Genomic DNA, 19675 nt, shown 5'->3' on the forward strand with positions numbered 1-19675 from the left:
GGACCGGAGCGCCTCACCCCCGGTCGGGGACGAACGTCACGAACACGAAGCAGTCGCCGTGGGGCTGCAGCTCGGCCACGACCGGGAGGCCGATCCTCGCCTCGTCGGGTGCGCACCCCTCCAGCGCCCCGAGGAAGCGGACGCCGCCGCCGAGCTCGACGACGGCGGTGATGCAGGGCGTCTCCTGCGCCCAGCCGCCGTCGAACGGCGCGTGCGTGACCGTCCAGGACCACAGCTCGCCGCGCCCGTCGACCGGCTCCCCAGCGGGTCTCGGACGACCCGCAGTCCGAGCACCGCAGGCGCGGCGGATGACGGCGGCGGCCGCAGACGGCGCAGGCCTGGAAGGTCAGGCGGCCCACGGCGATCGTGCGCGCGTGGAACTCGGCGTTCAGGCCGGCCGTCTCGGGGATGCGGGGCTGAGGCGTCATCGGGCCCGCCCCAGCACCGCGATGCTGCCGTCGCCGAGGTCGCCGTGCCCGGCGGCGCCGCCGACCTCATCCGCGACGGCGCGCTCGAGCTCGGGGGCCGTCACCCGCTCAACACGCACGTCGACCTGGAGGCGACCGACCGGGCGCGCGCCGCCCGGCGGGGCCGACGCCTCCCGCACCTGGCACCATCCGCTCCGAGACCCGGCGACCACCAAACGAGGACCCGACCCATGACCGCGACGCAGACCTCCCCCGTGCGCAGCTTCGACTCCCTGTTCATCGGCGGCCGGTGGGTGTCGCCCTCCAGCGACGCGGTCATCGAGGTGATCAACCCGATCACCGAGGAGGTCATCGCCACGGTGCCCGACGCGCAGGACGCCGACATGGATGCCGCGGTCGCCGCCGCGCGCGAGGCGTTCGACCACGGCCCGTGGCCGCGGATGACGCCCGCGGAGCGCGCCGAGGCGATCGGGCGGATCGCCGACGAGCTGCACGCCCGCGCCGACGAGCTGGCCCTGGTGTTCGCCGAGGAGGTCGGGGCGTCCAAGGCCTTCGCCACGCTGATCCAGGCCGGCGCGGAGACCAAGCTGCGCGACGCGACGACGTTCCACGAACGCTTCGAGCTCGAGACGGAGGTGCCGATCGCGGGCAACCGCGGGCGCATCACCCACGAGCCGGTCGGCGTCGTGGCGGCCGTCATCCCGTGGAACGGGCCGGTGACGACCCTCGCGGGCAAGCTGGCCCCGTCGCTGGCCGCGGGCTGCACGGTGGTCGTCAAGCCCGCCCCCGACGCACCGGTGGGCACGATGATCTTCGCCGAGGCCATCGAGGCCGCGGGCCTGCCCGAGGGCGTCGTGAGCATCCTCCCCGGCGGTCGCGAGGTCGGCGAGCACCTCGTGTCCAACCCCGACGTCGACAAGGTGACCTTCACGGGCTCGACCGCCGCGGGCAAGCGCATCATGTCGATCTGCAGCGAGCGCATCGCCCGCGTCACGCTCGAGCTGGGCGGCAAGTCGGCGGCGATCATCGCGGACGACATCCCCTTCGACCAGATGCTCTCCGGCATGGTCGCCGCCGGCATCGGCCACTCCGGTCAGGTGTGCGCGGCGCTGACCCGGGTGCTCGTGCCGCGCCACCGCCAGCAGGAGCTGCTCGACGCGCTCGTCCCCGTCATCGAGTCGATGACCGTCGGCGACCCGCGCGAGGAGGGCGTCGTGATCGGGCCGCTCGTCGCCGAGCGCCAGCGCGAGCGGGTCGAGGGCTACATCGAGATCGGCCGCCAGGAGGGCGCCCGCGTCGTGATCGGCGGCGGCCGGCCGGCCGGCCTGGACCGCGGCTACTTCGTCGAGCCGACCGTGTTCGCCGACGTCACCAACGACATGCGCATCGCCCAGGAGGAGATCTTCGGCCCCGTGCTGTGCGTGATCCCGTTCGACGACGTCGAGGAGGCGATCGCGATCGCCAACGACTCCAGCTACGGCCTGTCGGGCGCGGTCTACGCCCAGGACACCGAGCTGGCCGAGCGGATCGCGCGGCGGATCCGCACCGGCCAGATCTCGATCAACACCTGGTCCCTGTGCCCCGGCACCCCGTTCGGCGGCTTCAAGCAGTCCGGTCTCGGCCGCGAGGGCGGCGTCGAGGGCTACGCCGGCTACCTGGAGACCAAGGTCATCCAGTACGGGTGACCTGGAGCTCGACCGCCACCGGCGCCGTGGCCCTGTCGCGGTAGGGCTCGCCTCGCTCGCCCTGCTCGACGAGCGAGGCCGGCGGCTCGAAGCGGTCGCCGTACCTCTCGGCCAGTTCGCGCGCGCGGGCCACGAAGCCGGCGACGCCGGGGTGGGCGGGATCCGGATAGCCGTTGATGTACTGCAGCACGCCGCCGGTCCAGCCGGGGAAGCCGATGCCCATGATCGAGCCGATGTTCGCGTCGGCGACCGACTCGATGACGCCCTCGTCGCGACAGCGGACGGTCTCGAGCGCCTCGGCGAACAGCATGCGCTCCTCGAGGTCGCGCAGGACGATCGCCGACGGGTCGGCGACCGGCGGGAACAGCTCGCGCAGCCCGGCCCACAACCCGGTGCGCTTGCCGTCGGCGTAGTCGTAGAAGCCCGCGCCGCGCAGCTTGCCCGCGCGGCCCTCGGCCAGCATGCGGTCGATGACCGCGAAGGCCGGATGGTCGACCCACGTCGCCCCCGAGGCCTCGACGGCCTCCTTGGAGGCCTTGCGGATCTTGGCCATGAGCTCGAGGTTCAGCTCGTCGGAGAGCTGGAGCACCGGCGCGGGGTAGCCCGCCTGCGACGCGGCCTGCTCGATCGTCGCCGCCGGCACGCCCTCGGTGAGCATCGCGATGCCCTCGTTGATGAAGGTGCCGATCACGCGCGAGGTGAAGAACCCGCGCGAGTCGTTGACGACGATCGGCGTCTTGCCGATCTGCCGGGCCACGTCGAGCGCGCGGTACAGCGTCTCGTCGCTGGTGGCCTCGCCCCGGATGATCTCCAGGAGCGGCATCTTGTCCACCGGGCTGAAGAAGTGCAGGCCGATGAAGTCGGCCGGCCGCGAGACGTGCTCGGCCAGCGAGGTGATCGGCAGCGTCGAGGTGTTGGAGCCCAGCAGCGCGTCCGGGTCCAGGTGCGGCTCGACCTCGGCGTAGACCTGGGCCTTGACCGCCGGGTCCTCGAAGACGGCCTCGATCAGCAGGTCCGCGCCGGCCGCCGCGGCCGCATCGGTCGTGGCGGTGATGCGGGCCAGCAGCGCGTCGCCGGCCTCCTGGCTCTGACGGCCGCGGCCCACGGCCTTCTCGACCAGCGCGGCCGAGTAGCCCTTGCCGCGGTCGGCGGCGGCCTGGTCGACGTCCTTGAGCACGACCTCGAGCCCGGCCTTGGCGCAGACGTAGGCGATCGCCGCGCCCATCATGCCCGCGCCGAGCACGACGACCTTCGTCGCGGCGAACGGCGGGATGTCGGACGGGCGGCCGCGCTCCCCGTTGACCTGCTGCAGGTCGAAGAAGAACGCCTGGATCATGTTCTTGGCGACCTGGCCCGTGACGAGGTCCAGGAAGTAGCGGCCCTCGATCTCGATCGCCGTGTCGAAGTCGACCTGCGTGCTCTCGACCGCCGCGGCCATGATGTGGTGCGGCGCCGGGTAGTTGGCGCCCTTGATCTGCTTGCGCAGGTTGGCGGGGAACGCCGGCAGCATCGCCGCGAGCTTGGGGCTGCTCGGGGTGCCGCCGGGGATCTTGTAGCCCTTGACCTCCCAGGGCTGGACGATCTCCTCGTCGCGGTGGGCGGCGATCCACGCCTTGGCGGCGGGCACCAGCTCGTCGCGGGTCGCGACGACCTCGTCGACGACCCCGAGCTCCAGCGCCTTGGCCGGCCGCAGCCGCTGGCCCTGCAGCAGGAGCTGCATGAGCGCGTCGGTGATGCCGAGCATCCGCACCGAGCGCACGACCCCGCCGGCGCCGGGCAGCAGCCCGAGCTGGACCTCGGGGAACCCGACGACGGCCTTGGGGTCATCGACGATCACTCGGTGGTGGCAGGCGAGGCAGATCTCCAGTCCGCCGCCGAGCGCGGCGCCATTGATCGCGGCGACGACCGGCCGGCCGAGCGTCTCCAGGCGCCGCAGGAGGGCCTTGCCCTCGCGCAGGGCGGCGTCCAGCTCAGGTGCGTCGGCCTTGGTGACCCGGATCAGGTCGTGGAGGTCGCCGCCGGCGAAGAACGTCTTCTTGGCGCTGGTGATGACGACGCCGGCGATGTCGTCCTTCTCGGCCTCGAGGCGCTCGACGGTGGCGCGCATGGACGCGGCATAGGCCGCGTTCATCGTGTTGGCCGACTGGCCGGGGTCGTCGAACGTGAGCAGGACGACGCCGTCGCCGTCCTGGTCCCAGCGGATCGTGGAGGCCATGGCTAGATCGCCTCGATGACGGTCGCGATGCCCATGCCGCCGCCCACGCAGAGGGTGGCCAGGCCGTAGCGGCCGCCCGTGCGGTGCAGCTCGTCGATGAGCGTGCCGAGGATCATCGCCCCCGTGGCGCCCAGCGGATGGCCCATCGCGATGGCGCCGCCGTTGACGTTGACCTTCTCGAGGTCGATGTCCATGTCCTTGACGAAGCGCATCGGGACCGCGGCGAAGGCCTCGTTGATCTCGACGAGGTCGAGGTCGCCGGCCGTCAGGCCGGCCTTGGCCAGCGCCTTGCGCGCCGCCGGCGCGGGGCCGGTGAGCATGATGGTCGGGTCGGCGCCCGAGACCGCGGTGGCCATGATGCGCGCCCGCGGCGTGAGGCCGAGCTCGGCGCCCGTCTGCTCGTTGCCGATGGCCACGAGCGAGGCGCCGTCGACGATGCCGCTCGAGTTGCCCGGCGTGTGGACGTGGTCGATCTTCTCGATCCAGTGGTACTTCTGCAGCGCGACGGCGTCGAAGCCGCCCATCTCGCCCATGGCGGCGAACGACGGCTTGAGCGCGCCGAGCGTCGCCACGGTCGTGCCGGGGCGGATGAACTCGTCGTGGTCGAGGACCACCTGCTCGTTGAGGTCCTTGACCGGGATCACCGAGCCGGCGAAGCGTCCCTCGGCCTGCGCGGCCGCGGCGCGCTCCTGCGAGCGCGCGGCGTAGGCGTCGACGTCGTCGCGGCTGAAGCCCTCGACGGTCGCGATGAGGTCGGCGCCGATGCCCTGCGGCACGAACGAGGTGTCGTAGTTGGTCTCGGGATCCATCGCCCAGGCGCCGCCGTCGGAGCCCATCGGCACGCGCGACATCGACTCCACGCCGCCGGCGAAGACGAGGTCCTCCCAGCCCGAGGCGACCTTCTGCGCCGCGATGTTGACGGCCTCCAGGCCGGAGGCGCAGAAGCGGTTGAGCTGGACGCCGGCGACGGTGTCGGGCAGCCCGGCCTTGATCGCGGCGGTCTTGGCGATGTCGGCGCCCTGGTCGCCGACGGGCGAGACGCAGCCGAGCACGACGTCGTCGACGCGGTTCGGGTCGAGGCGCTCGTTGCGGATGAGCATCTCGTGCATCAACCCGACCACGAGGTCGACCGGCTTGGTGCCGTGCAGGGACCCGGTGTGCTTGCCGCGACCGCGCGGCGTGCGGATCGCGTCGAAGACCAACGCCTCGGTGGCTGCCATTGCTCGTCCTTTTCGAAGTCCGTGAGGGGACGGCCACGCTACCACAGAAACATGCGTTCCTGAACGCAAGTACACTCGCCCGGCCATGGCCCCCGAACCGCGCACCCCGCCCCATGCGCGACGCAACCAGGCCGAGCGCTCCGCCACCACGCGCGCGGCGTTGCTGGACGCGACGCTCGAGTGCCTCGTGTGCGACGGCTACGCGAACACGACGACCGCCCGGGTGGCCGAGCGCGCGGGCCTGTCGCGTGGCGCCCACCTGCACCACTTCCAGACCCGAGCCGCGCTGCTGGCGGCGGCGGCCGACCACCTCACGCGGCGCCGCGGCGAGCACATGCTGGCCTCGGCCGACGCGCTGCCGACCGGTCCCGAGCGCGTGGCCGAGGGCCTGGACCTGCTCTGGCGCAGCTACAACACCCCGCTCTACCAGGCGTCGCTGGACCTATGGACCCACGCGCGGACCGACGACGACCTGCGCGACCACCTCATCCCGATCGAGCGCCGCCTGGACCGCCAGACGATGGAGCTCTCGCGCCGCCTGTTCCCGCACGCCGCCCGGCGCGCGGACTTCGAGGTGCTGGTCAACCTCGCACTGGCGACGATCCGCGGGCTCGTGGTCCTCGACACGCTGCACACGGGCTCGGCGCGGGCCGAGAAGCAGTGGGGCGCCTGCCGCGCGCAGCTCGTCTCCTTGTTCGAGCCCGAGGGCCGGCCGGGCATGGGCGGCCGGGGGGCCGCCTCATGATCGGGGCGTGTAAGCGCAGGGCGTGACCGTGGGCGCCCGGCCCGGGCCGTCGCTCGGCGATGATGGAGACCATGCAGATCACCCGCAGCAGCATCGACACCCAGAAGGGCCCCGCCGACTGGTTCACGGGCGACGTCTACATCGACGCCGTCGCCGCGCCCGCTGGGACCTCCACGTTCGCGGCGGCCGCCGTGCACTTCACGCCCGGCGCGCGCACCGCGTGGCACACCCACCCGCACGGCCAGACGATCTTCGTCACCGAGGGCGTCGGGCGCTGCCAGCGCGAGGGCGGCCCGGTCGAGGAGCTGCGCCCCGGCGATCGCGTCTTCTTCGAGCCCGGCGAGCGCCACTGGCACGGTGCGGCTCCCACCCGCTTCATGCTGCACATCGCCATCCACCAGAACGACGACGCGGGCAGCGCGGTCACCTGGGGCGAGCACGTCACCGACGAGCAGTACGCCGCCTAGGTCCCGGCGGCCCCGGCCTCGTCCGCGCCCCGATCTGCTGTCGTGTCGGACATGAGCGCCATCGCCGCCGGCGACCAGGCGGGCGCGGACGACGGTGTGCGGCCGGACCGGCCGGCCTGGCTCGCGTTCGCGGCCGCGACGCTGTCCTTCACCTCGATCTTCACGGCGTCGGGCGCGCCGATCCCGCTCTACGAGCTCTACCGGCGCACGGAGGGGCTCACGAAGGCCGACCTGTCGTTCACGGCCGTATCCTACTTCCTCGCCGCGATGGTCGCCCTGCTCATGTTCGGCCGGGTCTCGAACGTCGTGGGGCGCCGCCCGGTCGCCCTGGCGGCGCTGGCGCTGGCGGCCGCCGGCACCCTCGTGCTGCTGCACGTCACCAGCGCATCCCCGCTCATCGTCGGCCGGACGCTGCAGGGCCTCGGCTGCGGGCTGGCCTCCAGCGCCATCGCGGCCTACATCGTCGACAGCGCGCCCCGGCGGCCGGCCTGGCTCGGCGCGGCCGTCTCGGCCGGAGGACCGATGGTCGGCATCACGCTCGGCGCCGTCAGCTCCGGCGCGCTGGCCGAGTACGGGCCCCATCCGCGCACCCTCGTCTTCTGGATCGTCCTCGGGCTGCTCGCCATCAGCGCGGCGATGGTCGTGGCCGGCCCCGAGACCGCCGTCCGCACCGCCGGGCCGGGCGCCTCGCTGCGTCCCGACGTGCGGGTCCCGCCGGCCGTCCGCCGGCTCCTGCCCGCGGCGGCCTGCGTCTTCGTCGCGACCTGGGCGCTGGGAGGCTTCTACCAGGCCTTCGGACCCACGATCACCTCCGACCAGCTCGACACGCACAACACGCTGGTGCTCGGCGCGCTCTTCGCGGCGTTCATCGCGCCGAGCGCCGCGGGCGCCCTGGTCTCCGGCCGCCTCGCGCCCGCGCCGACCCAGCGGCTGGGCATGGGCGTGTTCATGGCCGGCGTCGTGCTCATGCTCATCTCGCTGCACCTCGGCCGCATCGCGCCCTTCCTCGTCGCCACGATGATCCTGGGCGCGATGCAGGGCGTGACCTTCTCCGCCAGCACCCGGTCCCTCCTGACGCACACCGCCCCCGCCGACCGCGCGGGCGTCATGTCGACGATCTACATCATCGCCTACACCGGGACCGCCGTCCCGGCCCTCGTCGCCGGGCAGCTCACGCGCGCGTTCAGCCTGTTCACGATCCTCCTCGGCTACGGCGCGCTGACCGCACTCGCGCTCGTCGTGACCCTCGTCACGGCGCGCGACCCGCAGTGACCATCCAGAAGGGACGAAAGGACACCGACATGCCCACATGGCTCATCACCGGCTGCTCGACCGGCCTCGGCCGCGCGCTCGCCGCGGCCGCGCTGGACCATGGCCTCAACGTCGTCGTCACCGCCCGTGACGCCGCCACGGTCCAGGACCTCGCCGACGCCCATCCCGACGCGGCGCTCGCGCTGTCGCTCGACGTCACCGACCGCGCCCAGGTCACCGCGGCGGTCGCGCGGGCGCAGGAGCGCTTCGGCGCGATCGACGTCCTGGTCAACAACGCCGGCTATGGCTACCGCGCCGCCGTCGAGGAGGGCGACGAGGACGACGTCCAGCAGCTCTTCGCGACCAACGTCTTCGGGCCCGTGGCGATGATGAAGGCCGTCCTGCCCGGGATGCGCGCCCGGCGCTCGGGCGCCATCGTCAACATCTCGTCCATCGGCGCGCGGATCTGCCCACCCGGCTCGGGCTACTACTCGGCCGCCAAGGCGGCGCTCGAAGCCCTCACGGGCTCCCTGCGCAAGGAGGTCGAGCCGCTGGGCATCAGCGCCGTCATCGTCGAGCCCGGCGCGTTCCGCACCGACTTCGCCGGGCGCTCGCTCGCGCAGTCGGCCGAGGCGATCGACGACTACGCCGAGACCGCCGGCCTGCGCCGCATCGAGAACGACTCGACCCACGGCACCCAGCAGGGCGACCCGGCCAAGGCCGCCGAGGCCATCATCGAGGCTGTGCAGAGCGACGATCCGCCGCTCATGCTCGTGCTCGGGCCCGACGCGCTGGGCCTGTTCCGCAGCGCGATGGCCGCGCTGGAGGCCGACCTCGACGCGTGGGAGGCGACGAGCGCCGGGACGAGCTTCGCGACCGGCTAGCGGTGCCTCCGGATGCCTCCGCGACCGTCCGGCCTCCGGGCACGAAGTGGATGCTCGTGTCGATGTGGGTCCCGATGTGCGCGGCCGTCTCGAGGGGCGTGACCCGTGCGGTCAGCCTGCCCTCGGTGACCGCAACGTCGGTCGCGTCGACCCAGAACCGCGGCACGCCGTGGGCCGGCGGCCCGGGCATGCCGTTGAACAGCGGCTGTGAGAGATCGACCCACCCGTCGAGCGTCGGCGCTCGGATCGCCATCGCCGCGCAACCCACTATCGTCGGTCCGTGCCGTCCGACGGCCAGGACGATGACCTCGACGGGCCGGCCGCGCCGCCGCTGACGCTGGCGCCCCTGCCCGACGCCGGCCGGCGCTCCAAGCTCTCGGCCCGCGTGGCGAGCCAGCTCGTGGGCTACATCGTGTCCAACGGGATCGCCCCCGGCAGCGCGCTGCCGCCCGAGCGCCAGATGGTCGCCCAGCTCGGGGTCAGCCGCGGCACGCTGCGCGAGGCGCTGCGGATGCTCGAGGTCCACGGGCTGATCTCGCTCAAGCCGGGCCCGGCGGGCGGCCCGATCGTGCAGCGCATGGCCGGCCGCCAGCTCGGGCTGGCGTCGACGCTGCACTTCCACGTCGCCGGCGCGACGTTCCGCGAGATCTGGGAGGCGCGGGTGATCATGGAGGCCGTGATGGCGCGCCTGGCCGCCGAACGCAATGCCGACGAGGCCTCGCAGCGGCTGCTGGCCGCCGTCGCGCGCGCGCAGGAGGTCGACGGCTCGGCCGACGAGACGTGGGTCGCGGCGGTCTCGGACTTCCACACCACCATCAGCGCGCTGAGCGGCAACCGCGTGCTGGACCTGTGGGCCGTCTCCTTCGCCGAGATCTGGAAGATCCACACGCGCGGCCTGACGTTCCCCGGTGAGGGCCGCCGGCGCGTCTCCGACGCCCACCACGAGATCGTCCGCGCGGTGCGCGACGGCGACGGGGAGCTGGCCTACCGCCTCATGGAGCAGCACAACCGGGAGATGCTCGCCTACGTCGACGAGCGCTTCCCAGGCCTGCTCGACGCGGTCGTCCCCTTCACGATGTGAGCGGCGCCGCGGCGCTCAGGACCCTGACCACAGCGCGGGGTCCGTCGGGCGGTCGCCGCCGCGGGCCTGCATCTCGCTGGTCTCCCAGTGCCACTTGTACTCGCCCCAAGAGGTCTCGCCCTCGTAGATCCACTGCGTGAGGCCGACGATGTTGAACTGGTTGGGCCAGCTCGGGAAGATGAACTGCGACGTCGGCCGGCCCTCGATGCGGTGCGAGCGCCCGCGCTCGTCCTCGAGCTCGTAGACGAGTCGGCGGGTGAACCAGCCGTCGGTCTCGTAGCGGCCGGTGCCGGCCTTGAGCAGGATGACCTCGCCGTGCTCGAGCAGGTAGCCGTTGGACACCGGCGAGACGTCGAGGTGGCGGCTGCGCGTCTGGACGTGGAAGGAGAACTCCTCGCCGAAGAAGCCCTCGTCGAAGTACCCGAAGCCGTGGCCGAACTCGGGCCGCGGGCTCCACGAGTGGTCGCGGTTGGACGCGAACGCGATGTCGATGCGCTCGCCGCGCAGGTGCAGCTCGCCGCGCATCATCATCGTCTGGTCGATGTGGCCGCTGGCGGCCGCCAGGCTCGGGTCGACGTTGTGGAAGTGACTGAAGTCGCCCCCCTCGGGCAGCCGGGTCATGTGGCTGGTGACGGCGGGCATCATCGCCGTGGCCTCCAGCTCCAGGTGCATGTCCTTGAAGCCGTCGTAGCTGATCTCCCAGCGCTGCAGCGGCTCGGTCATGCGCACGTGCAGCCCGTTGTCCAGCCGGTAGTCGTCGAGGTTGCCGGACGGGAACGGCAGGTGGACGCGCTGGTCCCAGTAGTCGGTCTGCAGGACGTTGAGAACCTCCTCGCCGCTCCAGAGCACGACGATCGACATGGCGACCTTCAGGTTGCTGCGAAAGCAGGCGTACACGTACCCGCGCAGGTTGCGCTCGGGCACGATGAACGGGAACCAGTTGGTCTCCAGCCACGTGGGGTCGCCGTAGACCGGCGTGTGCAGGAACGCCTCGCGCGCGGGGACCGGCTCGATCATGGTCACAACCTCCTCGTCGATGTCAGACCCGCGCGGTGCACCGCGCGCTCCAGCAGGTCGTGCTCCACGACGGCCGCGTCGCGCAGCCCGGCGCGCAGCCGCGTCAGCGCGGCGCCCTCGCCGCCGGCGTGCAGCGGCTCCACCGCGGCGTCGAGCGCCACCAGCAGCTCGCGGTTGCGGCGCAGCAGGTCGCCGGCGGCCAGGTCGGCCGCGGCGCCCGGGGCCACGTCGCGCAGGGTGGACTCCAGGATGGCGTTCGTCCGCTCCAGCGCCGCGAAGAGCTCGGGCCACGCGGCGCCGATCTCGCCCACGATCAGCGCGATCGCGTCGACCTGCTGGCCCAGGAACCCGTCGTCGACCACGGGGCGGATCTCGGTCTCCAGGACCTCGGCCGACCGCTGCAGGATGCGCCCGAGCGTGTCAAAGAACACCGCGGCCCGCCTCGTAGGCCTCGATCTGCGCCGTGAGCAGACGCGTGACCTGGTTGAGCTTCTTGTAGCCGGTGGCCATGCGCATGTCTCCGTCCCACTCGGCGATGCTCGGCAGGCCGATCGTGAGCGTCCACGTGTGGAACAGCAGCGCGTAGACCACGTAGTAGTGCAGGCGTCGGCGGTCGACGGTGCGCTCGGAGGCCGCCTCGTAGTAGGCGATGAGGTCGTCCAGCGGCGCGAGCATGGCCATCAGGTCGGGCCGCGGCTCGCGCATCGCGGGATGGCACGCGTAGCCGAGGTCCTGCAGCGGGTCGCCGACCATCGCGCCCTCCCAGTCCAGGAAGGCGACGATGCGCTCGTCGCGCCAGATGAAGTTGCCCACCTTGAAGTCGCCGTGGATGAGCACCATGTCGTCCGGGTCGCCGTCGGGCGCGTGCTCCTGGCACCAGCGCGCGGCATCGCGGAAGATGGGGTGCGGCACCCAGTCGGCCATGCGGTGCGCAGCGGTCGCGAGCATGTGCTCGATGAGGGCGTGCAGGCGCTCGGGCTCCCGCGGGCGCGGCCCGGAGGCCAGCGCGGCGAAGCGCTCGAAGCGGCGCCAGTCCACGCGCTGCGCGGCACCAAGCACCCCCATGAACTGCCGGGCCATGTTCGCGCGGCGGGCCGGGTCGATCCACTCGTCGCGCTGCATGAGCGTGCGGTAGTCGGGGACCTCGCCGTCGATGTACTCGAGCACCGCGAACGGGCGCCCGGCCACGGCAAGGTCCGCGCAGGTGCCCAGCACCCGCGGGACGGGGACGCCGGTGTCCGCCAGGCCGGCGTAGACCGCGGCCTCGCCGAGCACGTCGTAGGGCTCGACCGGCCCGCGCAGCGGCTGGCGGCGCAGCACGAACCGGGCGCGGCGGTCCTGCGGGTCGGCGGGGTCCTCGGCGTCGACGATCCACGTCTCGTACGAGACCCCGCCCGAGGTGCGGGCCAGCGCGGTGAAGCGTGCGGCCGACCAGTCCGGCGTGACGTGCTCGACCAGCCAGGCGCCGATCCGGTCCAGGCGATCACCGGCGCGCAGGTCGTCGCGGCGCGCGGGCGGGTCATCCGATGTCGTCGAGGACATCATCCGGGCTCTATCTATCATGATGATTCGCCACGCTGCAACCGCGGGCCGGCGGCAGGCGCGGCGCCCGTGGACATCCGTCGCCGCGGGAGCGACGATGCGGCGATGACCGTCCTCGAGCAGCTGGAGCTCCCCATCGTCGGCGCGCCCATGGCCGGCGGCCCGTCGACCCCGGAGCTGGCGGCCGCGGTCAGCGAGGCCGGCGGGCTGGGGGTGCTCGCCGCCGGCTACCTGACGGCCGGGCAGATGGCCGAGCGCCTCGCGGCTGTGCGGGTGCTGACGGCACGGCCGATCGGGGTCAACCTGTTCGCCGCCGGCGGCGCGCGTGCCGACCCCGCGCTCGTCGCCCGCTACGCGGCGCGCCTGGCGCCGGAGGCGCAGCGGCTCGGCGTCGAGCTCGGCGCGCCGCGCTTCGACGACGACGACCTGGAGGCCAAGGTCGACCACCTGTGCGCCGAGCCGGTCGCGGTCGTGTCGTTCACGTTCGGCCTGCCCTCCGGCGAGGTGGCCGCGCGGCTGCGGGCCGCCGGCTCGGAGCTGTGGGCCACCGTGACGGCTCCCGACGAGGCGCAGCGGGCCGCCGCGCTCGGCGTCGACGCGCTGGTCGTCCAGGGCGTCGAGGCCGGCGGCCACCGGGGCGTCTTCTGCGACGACGAGCACGCCGCCGACGTGACGCTGCTGGCGGCGCTGCAGCTCGTCGGCGCCGGGGTCGACCTGCCGCTCGTGGCGGCCGGCGCGCTGATGACCGGCGGCGCCGTCGCGGCGGTGCTCGCGGCCGGGGCCGCCGCGGCCCAGCTCGGCACGGCCTACCTGCGCACGCCGGAGGCCGGCACGTCGCCCGTCCAGCGTGCGGCCACCGCGCAGGACGCGCCCACCGTGCTCACCCGCGCCTTCAGCGGCCGGACCGCGCGCGGCATCGTCAACCGCCTGCACGCCGAGCACGGCGCCCACGCGCCGAGCGCCTACCCCGAGATCCACCACGTCACCGCGCCGCTGCGGGCGCGGGCCCGCGCCCAGGGCGACGGCGAGGTGATCAACCTCTGGGCCGGCCAGGCCCACGTCCTGGCCCGCGACCTGCCGGCCGCGCAGCTGACGCGGGCGCTGGCCGACGAGGCACGCGCCGCGCTGGCCCGGGCCGGGAGGCGCCTGGGCGAGGGATGACGCGGGGCGGGGCGCGACCGGGTCGCGTCCGGCCGGGGATCAGCGGCTGCTGATGCCCTCGCGTGCGGTCTGCGCGTCGCCCTGCGCGCTGTGGCGCAGCTCGGCGCCGTGCTCCTGCGCGGTCTGGCTGGCGGCGTGCACCGCCGTCGAGGCGGTCTCAGAGACCACGGCCTTGCCGTGCTCCAGCGCCTCCTGGCCGCTGTCCTTGAGCTGCTCCTTGACCTGGTCGGCCATGGGGCCCAGGCGGTCGTCCTCGACCCCGGTGCCCGGGAGCAGCATCCCCGCCAGCAAGCCCACCGCGACGGCGCCGATGATCGGGACCCGCCGCCGCGGGTGCGGGCAGCGCGCCGCGACGCACGTCCCCGCGGTCTCCGAGACCGACAACGAGGGATGACCCGGCGCCGGGCGGGGCCCACGCGGACCCCCGCCGGGCGATCGCGCTGCGCGGCGCCCGGGCAGGGTACCGTCCGGTCCATGGGTCTCCCCGCCATCGCACCCGCGCGCCCGTGACACGCTACGCGGCGCTCGTCGTCGTGGCGTCGGCCGCCGCCGCCCTCGTGCTGCTGTCGGCCCTGACCGGCGGTGTCGCCTGGATCGTCCTGGCGGCCGTCGCCGTCCTCCTGCTGGCCGTCGGCGTCGCCGACCTCGTGCAGCGGCGCCACAGCATCCTGCGCAACTACCCCATCCTCGGCCACGGCCGCTTCCTGCTGGAACGCGTGCGCCCCGAGCTGCAGCAGTACTTCATCGAGCGCAACTACGACGGCCGCCCCTATGACCGCGACACGCGCACGTCGATCTACGAGCGCGCGAAGGGCATCAAGGACGAGCAGGCGTTCGGCACCGAGCGCGACGTCGCCGAGCCCGGCTACGAGTGGCTGCTGCACTCCACCGCCCCGATCGATCCCCCGGCCGAGCCGCCGCGCGTCACCGTCGGCGGCCCGCACTGCACCAAGCCCTACGACATGGCCCTGCTCAACGTCAGCGCCATGAGCTTCGGCGCCCTGTCGGGCGCCGCGCTCACCGCCCTGAACCGGGGCGCGGCCCTGGGCGGCTTCGCCCACGACACCGGCGAGGGCGGCCTGACCGACCACCACCTCCAGGGCGGCGACGTGGTGTGGGAGATCGGCAGCGGCTACTTCGGCGCGCGGACCAGGGACGGGGGCTTCGACGAGGGGGAGTTCGGCGAGAAGGCCGCGCACCCCAACGTCCGGTGCGTGTCGCTCAAGCTCAGCCAGGGCGCCAAGCCGGGGATCGGCGGGGTCCTCCCCGGACCCAAGGTCACCGCGGAGATCGCCCAGGCCCGCGACGTCCCGCAGGGCCAGACGTGCGTCAGCCCGGCGTCGCACAAGGTGTTCTCGACGCCGCGCGAGCTCGTGCGGTTCATCGCCCACATGCGCGAGCTCGCGGGCGGCAAGCCGACCGGCTTCAAGCTCTGCGTCGGCGCGCGCCACGAGTTCCTGGCCATCTGCAAGGCGATGGTCGACGAGGGCGTGGCGCCGGACTTCATCATCGTCGACGGCTCGGAGGGCGGAACCGGCGCCGCGCCCATGGAGTACGAGGATCACGTCGGCACGCCGCTGACCGAGGGGCTGATGCTCGCCCACAACGCCCTGGTCGGTGTCGGACTGCGCGACCAGGTGCGCATCGGCGCCAGCGGCAAGGTCGCGACGGGCTCGGACATCGTCAAGCGCCTCGCGCAGGGCGCGGACTACACCAACGCGGCCCGGGCGATGATGATGGCCGTCGGCTGCATCCAGTCCCAGCGCTGCAACACGAACCGCTGCCCCGTCGGCGTGGCCACCCAGGATCCTCGCCGCAGCCGCGCGCTCGACGTCCCCAGCAAGACCATGCGCGTCCGCAACTACCAGCAGGCGGCCGTCGCCGAGGCCGTGCAGATCATGGCCTCCATGGGCGTCCACCATCCCGGCCAGCTCTCGCCCCGCATGCTCATCCGCCGCGTCGACCACGCGACGGTCCGCTCCTACGCCGACCTGTACCGCTGGCTGGCGCCCGGCGAGCTGCTGGCCGACCCGCCGGAGGACTGGGCGGCCGACTGGGCCCGCGCCGATCCCGATTCCTTCCAGGAGACACCACGATGACCACCGTTGCCGAGCTGATCGTCGGCGCGCTGCACGCGCAGGGCGTCCGCACGATCTGGGGCGTCGTGGGCGACGCCCTGAACCCCGTGACCGACGCGATCCGCCGCCAGGACGACATGGAGTGGATCGGCGTGCGCCACGAGGAGACCGCCGCCTTCGCGGCCGGCGCCCAGGCCCAGCTGACCGGCACCCTCGGCGTCTGCATGGGCACCGTCGGACCGGGCTCCATCCACCTGCTCAACGGCCTCTACGACGCCAAGAAGTCCCACGCCCCGCTCCTCGCGATCTGCGGGCAGGTGCCCCTGGCCGAGCTGGGCAGCGACTACTTCCAGGAGGTCGACAACGACGTCCTGTTCGCCGACGTCGCGGTGTTCGCACGCACCGTCTCCAGCCCGCAGCAGATGCCCGGCCTGCTGGAGCGTGCGGTGCAGAGCGCGATCCAGGAGTCCGGCGTCGCGGTACTGACCCTGCCCGGCGACGTCGGCGGCCAGGACCTGCCGCGCTCGACGCCGGCGGCCCACTTCACCGCGACGTCCGGACCCGTGACGCCGGATCCCGACGCCCTGCGGGCCGCCGCGCAGGCGATCGACGCCGCGGGCACCGTGACGATGCTCGTCGGCATCGGCGCGCGCGAGGCGCGCGAGCCCGTGCTCGCCCTGGCCGACCACCTGGCCGCGCCGATGGTCCTCACGCTGAAGGCCAAGGAGGGCCTGGAGGGCGACAACCCGTTCCAGGTCGGTCAGAGCGGCCTGCTCGGCAACCCCGCCGCCCACCAGGCCCTCGAGGGCGGCGACGTGCTGCTCATGGTCGGCACGGACTTCCCGTACAGCGACTGGTACCCGAAGGGCAAGGTCGTCGTCCAGATCGACCGCCTCGGCGCCCACATCGGGCGGCGCACCGCGGTCCACCACGGCGTGGTCGGCGACGCCCGGCTGTCGGTCGCCGCGCTGGCCGGCCTCGTCGCGGCCAAGGCGGACCGCTCGCACCTCGACGGGTCGGTCGCGGCCTACGGGACGTGGCGCGAGAGCCAGGCCCGGCTGACCGAGCCGGGGTTCGACGGCAGCGGGCTCGTCGCCCGGGTGCGGTCGCGCTTCGACAACCCCGACGAGCGCATCCGCCCCGAGGCGCTGGCCGCGGCCGTCGACCGCCTCGCGCCCGACGACGCGATCTTCACCTCCGACACCGGCATGTCGACCGTGTGGCTCGCACGGTTCGTGACGATGCACGGGCGGCGCCGGCTGCTTGGCTCCTACAACCTCGGGTCGATGGCCAACGCCATGCCCCAGGCCCTGGGCGCGCAGGCCCTGGACCGCTCGCGCAAGGTGGTGGCCTTCTGCGGTGACGGCGGGCTCACCATGCTCCTCGGCGACCTCATCACCGCCGTGTCGCACGACCTGCCGGTCTGCCTGGTCGTCTTCGACAACGGGCGTCTCGGGATGGTCAAGCTCGAGCAGGAGCAGGGCGGCCTGCCCGAGTTCGGCACGGTCCTGCAGAACCCCGACCTGGCCGCGGTGGCCCGGGCGATCGGCCTGCACGGCATCCGCGTCGAGGCGCCCGGTGAGCTCGACGCTGCGGTGGCGTCGGCGCTGGCCCACCAGGGCCCCGTGCTCCTGGACGTCGTCACGAACCCCGACGAGGTCGCGCTGCCGCCCAAGACGACCGCGTCGGATGCGTGGGGCTTCGCGATCGGCAAGCTCTCCGAGCCGCTGAGCAGCCGGGGCGCCTGAGGGCGGGGCGTTCGGGCGGGCCCCGGCGCCGGGGGTGGCGCGCCGGCGCTCATCGGCCTGGCGGATGTCGCATAGGTGTGGTCCTGCCCCACCTCCGCGCCATCGGCGCGCCCGGCGCCGGCGGACGGCCCCCGGCGCCCGGGCCCTACGGCCGCGAGCCGACGCCCGTCCGCAGCTCGCGGCCGCGGAAGCGGCCGCCGGCGTGGCGGTCCAGCGGCGGGGTCGCGCCGCCGGCGCCGCGGCCGAGCCCGTCGAGCAGCTCGAGCAGCGCGTCACCGGCGCTGCGGCGCGGCGTCCACCCCAGCTCGGTCCGTGCGCGGGTGATGTCCATGGTCGGGACGCCGCGGGCCAGGTCGATCCACCCCGGCGAGGTCGGCTGAAGATGGGCGTGCCAGGTCAGCGACGCCGCGGCGCGCAGGACACGGGCCGGGACGGGCACGGCCCGGGCCCCGAGCGTCGCCGCCAGCGCGTCGGCGTCGAGCACCGGGTCGGCCGCGACGTTGAACGCGCCGCGCGCGCCCGGGTCCATGATGGCCCGCCGGTAGGCGTCGGCGACGTCGTCGGCGTGCACGGCCTGGAACGCGAGGCGGTCCGTGCGCGGGACGACCGGGATCAGGCCGCGGCGCAGCAGCGGGGTGGGGACCAGCGGCCCGAGGAAGAAGCGGCGGATCTCGCTCGCGGCGTCGCGCTGGAAGATCAGGCCGGGGCGCAGGCGCACGACCCGCAGGCGGGGATGCTCGGCCTCGAGGGCGTCGAGCAGCCGCTCCACGCGCGCCTTGTGCTGGGAGTAGATGCTCGTCGCGATGCCGTCCGTCGGCCAGGACTCATCGACGGCGCGGTCCTTGGGCCCGGGCGAGTAGGCGCCGACCGAGGACGCGACGACCAGGGCGCCCGCCTCCGCCTGCACCGCCGCCTCGAACACGCGGCGCGAGCCGTCCACGTTGGCGGCCTCCATGATCCGCGGGTGCCGGTCGGGCTGGATGAGCCAGGCGAGGTGGACGACGACGTCGGCCCCGTCCAGGGCCGGGGCGAGGGCGTCGCGCGTCACGTCGGCCGTGACCCAACGCACCTTGCCCGCCTCGGTCGCCGGCCGCCGGCGCGCGACGGCGACGATCTCGCCCACGCGGTCGTCGTCCTGCAGCGCCCGCACCACGGCGGTCCCCACGTTGCCCGTTGCCCCGACGATCGCGACTCGCATGTCCGGGACGTTCCCGGCCGGGGCACAGGCCATCCACGGACCTGCGCGCGCCGGCGGCGCGCCTCACCCCTGCCCGGCCACCTCGTCGGCGATCGCGAGCCCCTCGAGCGCCAGGCCGTAGCCCAGGAGCTCCTGGGTCGACCGGCGCAGCGACTCCGTCATCACGAGCTTGGTGTAGCGCCGCGTCAGCAGCGGCTGGCGCAGCACGAGCTCGGCGAGCTCACGCGCGCGGGGCAGCAGCTGCTCGCGGGGCAGGATCTCGGCGACCAGCCCCAGGTCCTTGGCCTCCTGGACGCCGAGCACCTGCCCGGTCAGCGCGAAGTAGCGCGCGCGGTTGGGGCCCATGAGCGCCGGGAGCAGGTAGTGCAGGCCGTCGCCCGGCACGACGCCGGCGCGGAAGTGCGCCGAGTCCTGGAACGTCGCGGTGTCGGCGGCGAGCACGATGTCGGCCACGAGCGGGATCTCGGGGTGGCGGATCGCCGGCCCGTTGACCGCGCTGATGACGATGGCCTCGATGTCGAGCAGGCCCCGCGTCAGCTGCAGCCCGTGCCGGCGGATCGTCTCCCACCCGCGCGGCGACAGCCGCGGCACCGATGTCGTGTCGCCCAGCGGACCGGAGAACGCGTCCCCGGTGCCGGTCATGATCACGACCTCGTTGCCCTCGTCGCGCGCGATCTGGGCGAACGCGTCCGCGCAGTCGGCGTGGGAGCCGGCCGCCGACCACTGCAGCGGGCCGCCGTCGGTGTGGAAGGTGAGCTCGAGGACGCCGTCGTGGCGCTCCATGCGGATCGTCTCGTAGCGATCCCGGTAGTCCTCGAAGCTCACAAAGGAACCGCCCATGCCCGACCTCCCGGCGCCGGGACGCATCCGCCCACGGGGCCGTTCCCCGCGGGTCCCGCGTCGCGCGCCGATCCTAGCCCGCCGGGCGGGAAGGATCGCCCACGGCCGGTGTCAT

19 protein-coding genes and 1 pseudogene are annotated in these 19675 nt (G+C 73.8%); 9 read left to right on the forward strand and 11 right to left on the reverse strand.

The annotated features are described in order from the left end of the window. Positions 1–13: 13 nt before the first annotated feature. Both FSW04_RS28265 and FSW04_RS28270 read right to left on the reverse strand, forming a co-directional pair. Positions 14–310, reverse strand: a complete 297-nt coding sequence (locus FSW04_RS28265; protein ID WP_146923408.1) for a Zn-ribbon domain-containing OB-fold protein — start codon at positions 308–310, stop codon at positions 14–16. A 1-nt stretch (position 311) separates the two neighbouring features. Continuing rightward, positions 312–428 (reverse strand): annotated as a pseudogene (locus FSW04_RS28270) (hypothetical protein); the annotation flags it as partial. A 230-nt stretch (positions 429–658) separates the two neighbouring features. On the opposite strand from FSW04_RS28270, the gene FSW04_RS01700 reads away from it, so the two are divergent. Beyond that, a complete protein-coding gene (locus FSW04_RS01700; protein ID WP_146915596.1) occupies positions 659–2113 on the forward strand; it encodes an aldehyde dehydrogenase in 1455 nt (484 codons plus the stop codon). Here the strand turns inward: FSW04_RS01700 and FSW04_RS01705 are convergent. After that, positions 2097–4328, reverse strand: coding sequence for a 3-hydroxyacyl-CoA dehydrogenase NAD-binding domain-containing protein (locus tag FSW04_RS01705; protein WP_146915598.1), 2232 nt, complete (start codon positions 4326–4328; stop codon positions 2097–2099). The genes FSW04_RS01700 and FSW04_RS01705 overlap by 17 nt on opposite strands. A gap of 2 nt (positions 4329–4330) precedes the next feature. Then, entirely contained in the window at positions 4331–5548 is a 1218-nt protein-coding gene (locus tag FSW04_RS01710) for an acetyl-CoA C-acetyltransferase (RefSeq protein ID WP_146915600.1), read from the reverse strand. A gap of 85 nt (positions 5549–5633) precedes the next feature. Between FSW04_RS01710 and FSW04_RS01715 the strand changes: the two genes are divergently transcribed. The 4 genes from FSW04_RS01715 (at position 5634) to FSW04_RS01730 (ending at position 8895) form a co-directional block, all read left to right on the forward strand. Beyond that, a complete protein-coding gene (locus FSW04_RS01715; protein WP_146915602.1) occupies positions 5634–6293 on the forward strand; it encodes a TetR/AcrR family transcriptional regulator in 660 nt (219 codons plus the stop codon). Between the two features lie 71 nt (positions 6294–6364). Further along, a complete protein-coding gene (locus tag FSW04_RS01720) occupies positions 6365–6760 on the forward strand; it encodes a (R)-mandelonitrile lyase (RefSeq protein ID WP_146915605.1) in 396 nt (131 codons plus the stop codon). 51 nt (positions 6761–6811) lie between these two features. Beyond that, on the forward strand, positions 6812–8032 hold the full coding sequence (locus FSW04_RS01725; RefSeq protein ID WP_146915607.1) for an MFS transporter: 1221 nt from the start codon (positions 6812–6814) through the stop codon (positions 8030–8032). 29 nt (positions 8033–8061) lie between these two features. Next, positions 8062–8895, forward strand: coding sequence for an oxidoreductase (locus FSW04_RS01730; RefSeq protein ID WP_146915609.1), 834 nt, complete (start codon positions 8062–8064; stop codon positions 8893–8895). Here the strand turns inward: FSW04_RS01730 and FSW04_RS28275 are convergent. After that, positions 8777–9148: a cyclase family protein gene (locus FSW04_RS28275; protein WP_146915611.1), complete on the reverse strand. Its 372-nt coding sequence runs from the start codon at positions 9146–9148 to the stop codon at positions 8777–8779. The two genes, FSW04_RS01730 and FSW04_RS28275, sit on opposite strands and share 119 nt — an antisense overlap. Positions 9149–9175: 27 nt before the next feature. Between FSW04_RS28275 and FSW04_RS01740 the strand changes: the two genes are divergently transcribed. Next, positions 9176–9976 (forward strand): FadR/GntR family transcriptional regulator, encoded by an 801-nt coding sequence (locus FSW04_RS01740; protein WP_146915613.1) that lies wholly within the window; start codon positions 9176–9178, stop codon positions 9974–9976. 15 nt (positions 9977–9991) lie between these two features. Here the strand turns inward: FSW04_RS01740 and FSW04_RS01745 are convergent, their stop codons facing one another. The 3 genes from FSW04_RS01745 to FSW04_RS01755 are packed head-to-tail and all read right to left on the reverse strand — an operon-like array spanning position 9992 to position 12535. After that, complete coding sequence (locus tag FSW04_RS01745) at positions 9992–10993, reverse strand: DUF7064 domain-containing protein (RefSeq protein WP_146915616.1); 1002 nt, start codon at positions 10991–10993, stop codon at positions 9992–9994. 2 nt (positions 10994–10995) lie between these two features. Beyond that, the gene (locus FSW04_RS01750; RefSeq protein WP_146915618.1) at positions 10996–11424 is read right to left on the reverse strand and encodes a hypothetical protein; all 429 of its coding nucleotides are present in this window, start codon (positions 11422–11424) and stop codon (positions 10996–10998) included. Beyond that, positions 11414–12535 carry a phosphotransferase family protein gene (locus tag FSW04_RS01755; protein WP_187369158.1) on the reverse strand — a complete coding sequence of 374 codons (1122 nt, stop codon included), beginning with the start codon at positions 12533–12535 and terminating at the stop codon, positions 11414–11416. The genes FSW04_RS01750 and FSW04_RS01755 overlap by 11 nt, the downstream gene beginning before the upstream one ends. Positions 12536–12640: 105 nt before the next feature. Here FSW04_RS01755 and FSW04_RS01760 point away from each other — a divergent pair, with 105 nt between their 5' ends. Further along, positions 12641–13696, forward strand: coding sequence for a nitronate monooxygenase (locus tag FSW04_RS01760; RefSeq protein ID WP_146915622.1), 1056 nt, complete (start codon positions 12641–12643; stop codon positions 13694–13696). A 39-nt stretch (positions 13697–13735) separates the two neighbouring features. Here the strand turns inward: FSW04_RS01760 and FSW04_RS01765 are convergent, their stop codons facing one another. After that, positions 13736–14080, reverse strand: coding sequence for a hypothetical protein (locus FSW04_RS01765; protein ID WP_146915624.1), 345 nt, complete (start codon positions 14078–14080; stop codon positions 13736–13738). A gap of 122 nt (positions 14081–14202) precedes the next feature. On the opposite strand from FSW04_RS01765, the gene FSW04_RS01770 reads away from it, so the two are divergent. Both FSW04_RS01770 and FSW04_RS01775 read left to right on the forward strand, forming a co-directional pair. Further along, positions 14203–15795, forward strand: coding sequence for an FMN-binding glutamate synthase family protein (locus FSW04_RS01770; protein WP_146915626.1), 1593 nt, complete (start codon positions 14203–14205; stop codon positions 15793–15795). Further along, positions 15792–17522 carry a thiamine pyrophosphate-dependent enzyme gene (locus FSW04_RS01775; protein WP_146915628.1) on the forward strand — a complete coding sequence of 577 codons (1731 nt, stop codon included), beginning with the start codon at positions 15792–15794 and terminating at the stop codon, positions 17520–17522. Before FSW04_RS01770 ends, FSW04_RS01775 begins: the two co-directional genes overlap by 4 nt. A 145-nt stretch (positions 17523–17667) precedes the next feature. Here FSW04_RS01775 and FSW04_RS01780 read toward each other — a convergent pair whose 3' ends face one another. Continuing rightward, positions 17668–18720 (reverse strand): NAD-dependent epimerase/dehydratase family protein, encoded by a 1053-nt coding sequence (locus tag FSW04_RS01780; RefSeq protein ID WP_146915630.1) that lies wholly within the window; start codon positions 18718–18720, stop codon positions 17668–17670. Positions 18721–18783: 63 nt separating this feature from the next. Next, the gene (locus FSW04_RS01785; RefSeq protein WP_146915633.1) at positions 18784–19560 is read right to left on the reverse strand and encodes an enoyl-CoA hydratase/isomerase family protein; all 777 of its coding nucleotides are present in this window, start codon (positions 19558–19560) and stop codon (positions 18784–18786) included. Between the last annotated feature and the right edge of the window lie 115 nt (positions 19561–19675).

Origin of the sequence: Baekduia soli, from assembly GCF_007970665.1 — a bacterium.
GTDB lineage: Bacteria > Actinomycetota > Thermoleophilia > Solirubrobacterales > Solirubrobacteraceae > Baekduia > Baekduia soli.

What these genes read in the sequence shown, in the direction of transcription:
- FSW04_RS01700 (WP_146915596.1), top strand. Translation starts at nt 659, where the DNA reads ATGACCGCGACGCAGACCTCCCCCGTGCGCAGCTTCGACTCCCTGTTC.
- FSW04_RS01705 (WP_146915598.1), bottom strand. Translation starts at nt 4,328, where the DNA reads ATGGCCTCCACGATCCGCTGGGACCAGGACGGCGACGGCGTCGTCCTG.
- FSW04_RS01710 (WP_146915600.1), bottom strand. Translation starts at nt 5,548, where the DNA reads ATGGCAGCCACCGAGGCGTTGGTCTTCGACGCGATCCGCACGCCGCGC.
- FSW04_RS01715 (WP_146915602.1), top strand. Translation starts at nt 5,634, where the DNA reads ATGGCCCCCGAACCGCGCACCCCGCCCCATGCGCGACGCAACCAGGCC.
- FSW04_RS01720 (WP_146915605.1), top strand. Translation starts at nt 6,365, where the DNA reads ATGCAGATCACCCGCAGCAGCATCGACACCCAGAAGGGCCCCGCCGAC.
- FSW04_RS01725 (WP_146915607.1), top strand. Translation starts at nt 6,812, where the DNA reads ATGAGCGCCATCGCCGCCGGCGACCAGGCGGGCGCGGACGACGGTGTG.
- FSW04_RS01730 (WP_146915609.1), top strand. Translation starts at nt 8,062, where the DNA reads ATGCCCACATGGCTCATCACCGGCTGCTCGACCGGCCTCGGCCGCGCG.
- FSW04_RS28275 (WP_146915611.1), bottom strand. Translation starts at nt 9,148, where the DNA reads ATGGCGATCCGAGCGCCGACGCTCGACGGGTGGGTCGATCTCTCACAG.
- FSW04_RS01745 (WP_146915616.1), bottom strand. Translation starts at nt 10,993, where the DNA reads ATGATCGAGCCGGTCCCCGCGCGCGAGGCGTTCCTGCACACGCCGGTC.
- FSW04_RS01755 (WP_187369158.1), bottom strand. Translation starts at nt 12,535, where the DNA reads ATGTCCTCGACGACATCGGATGACCCGCCCGCGCGCCGCGACGACCTG.
- FSW04_RS01760 (WP_146915622.1), top strand. Translation starts at nt 12,641, where the DNA reads ATGACCGTCCTCGAGCAGCTGGAGCTCCCCATCGTCGGCGCGCCCATG.
- FSW04_RS01775 (WP_146915628.1), top strand. Translation starts at nt 15,792, where the DNA reads ATGACCACCGTTGCCGAGCTGATCGTCGGCGCGCTGCACGCGCAGGGC.
- FSW04_RS01780 (WP_146915630.1), bottom strand. Translation starts at nt 18,720, where the DNA reads ATGCGAGTCGCGATCGTCGGGGCAACGGGCAACGTGGGGACCGCCGTG.
- FSW04_RS01785 (WP_146915633.1), bottom strand. Translation starts at nt 19,560, where the DNA reads ATGGGCGGTTCCTTTGTGAGCTTCGAGGACTACCGGGATCGCTACGAG.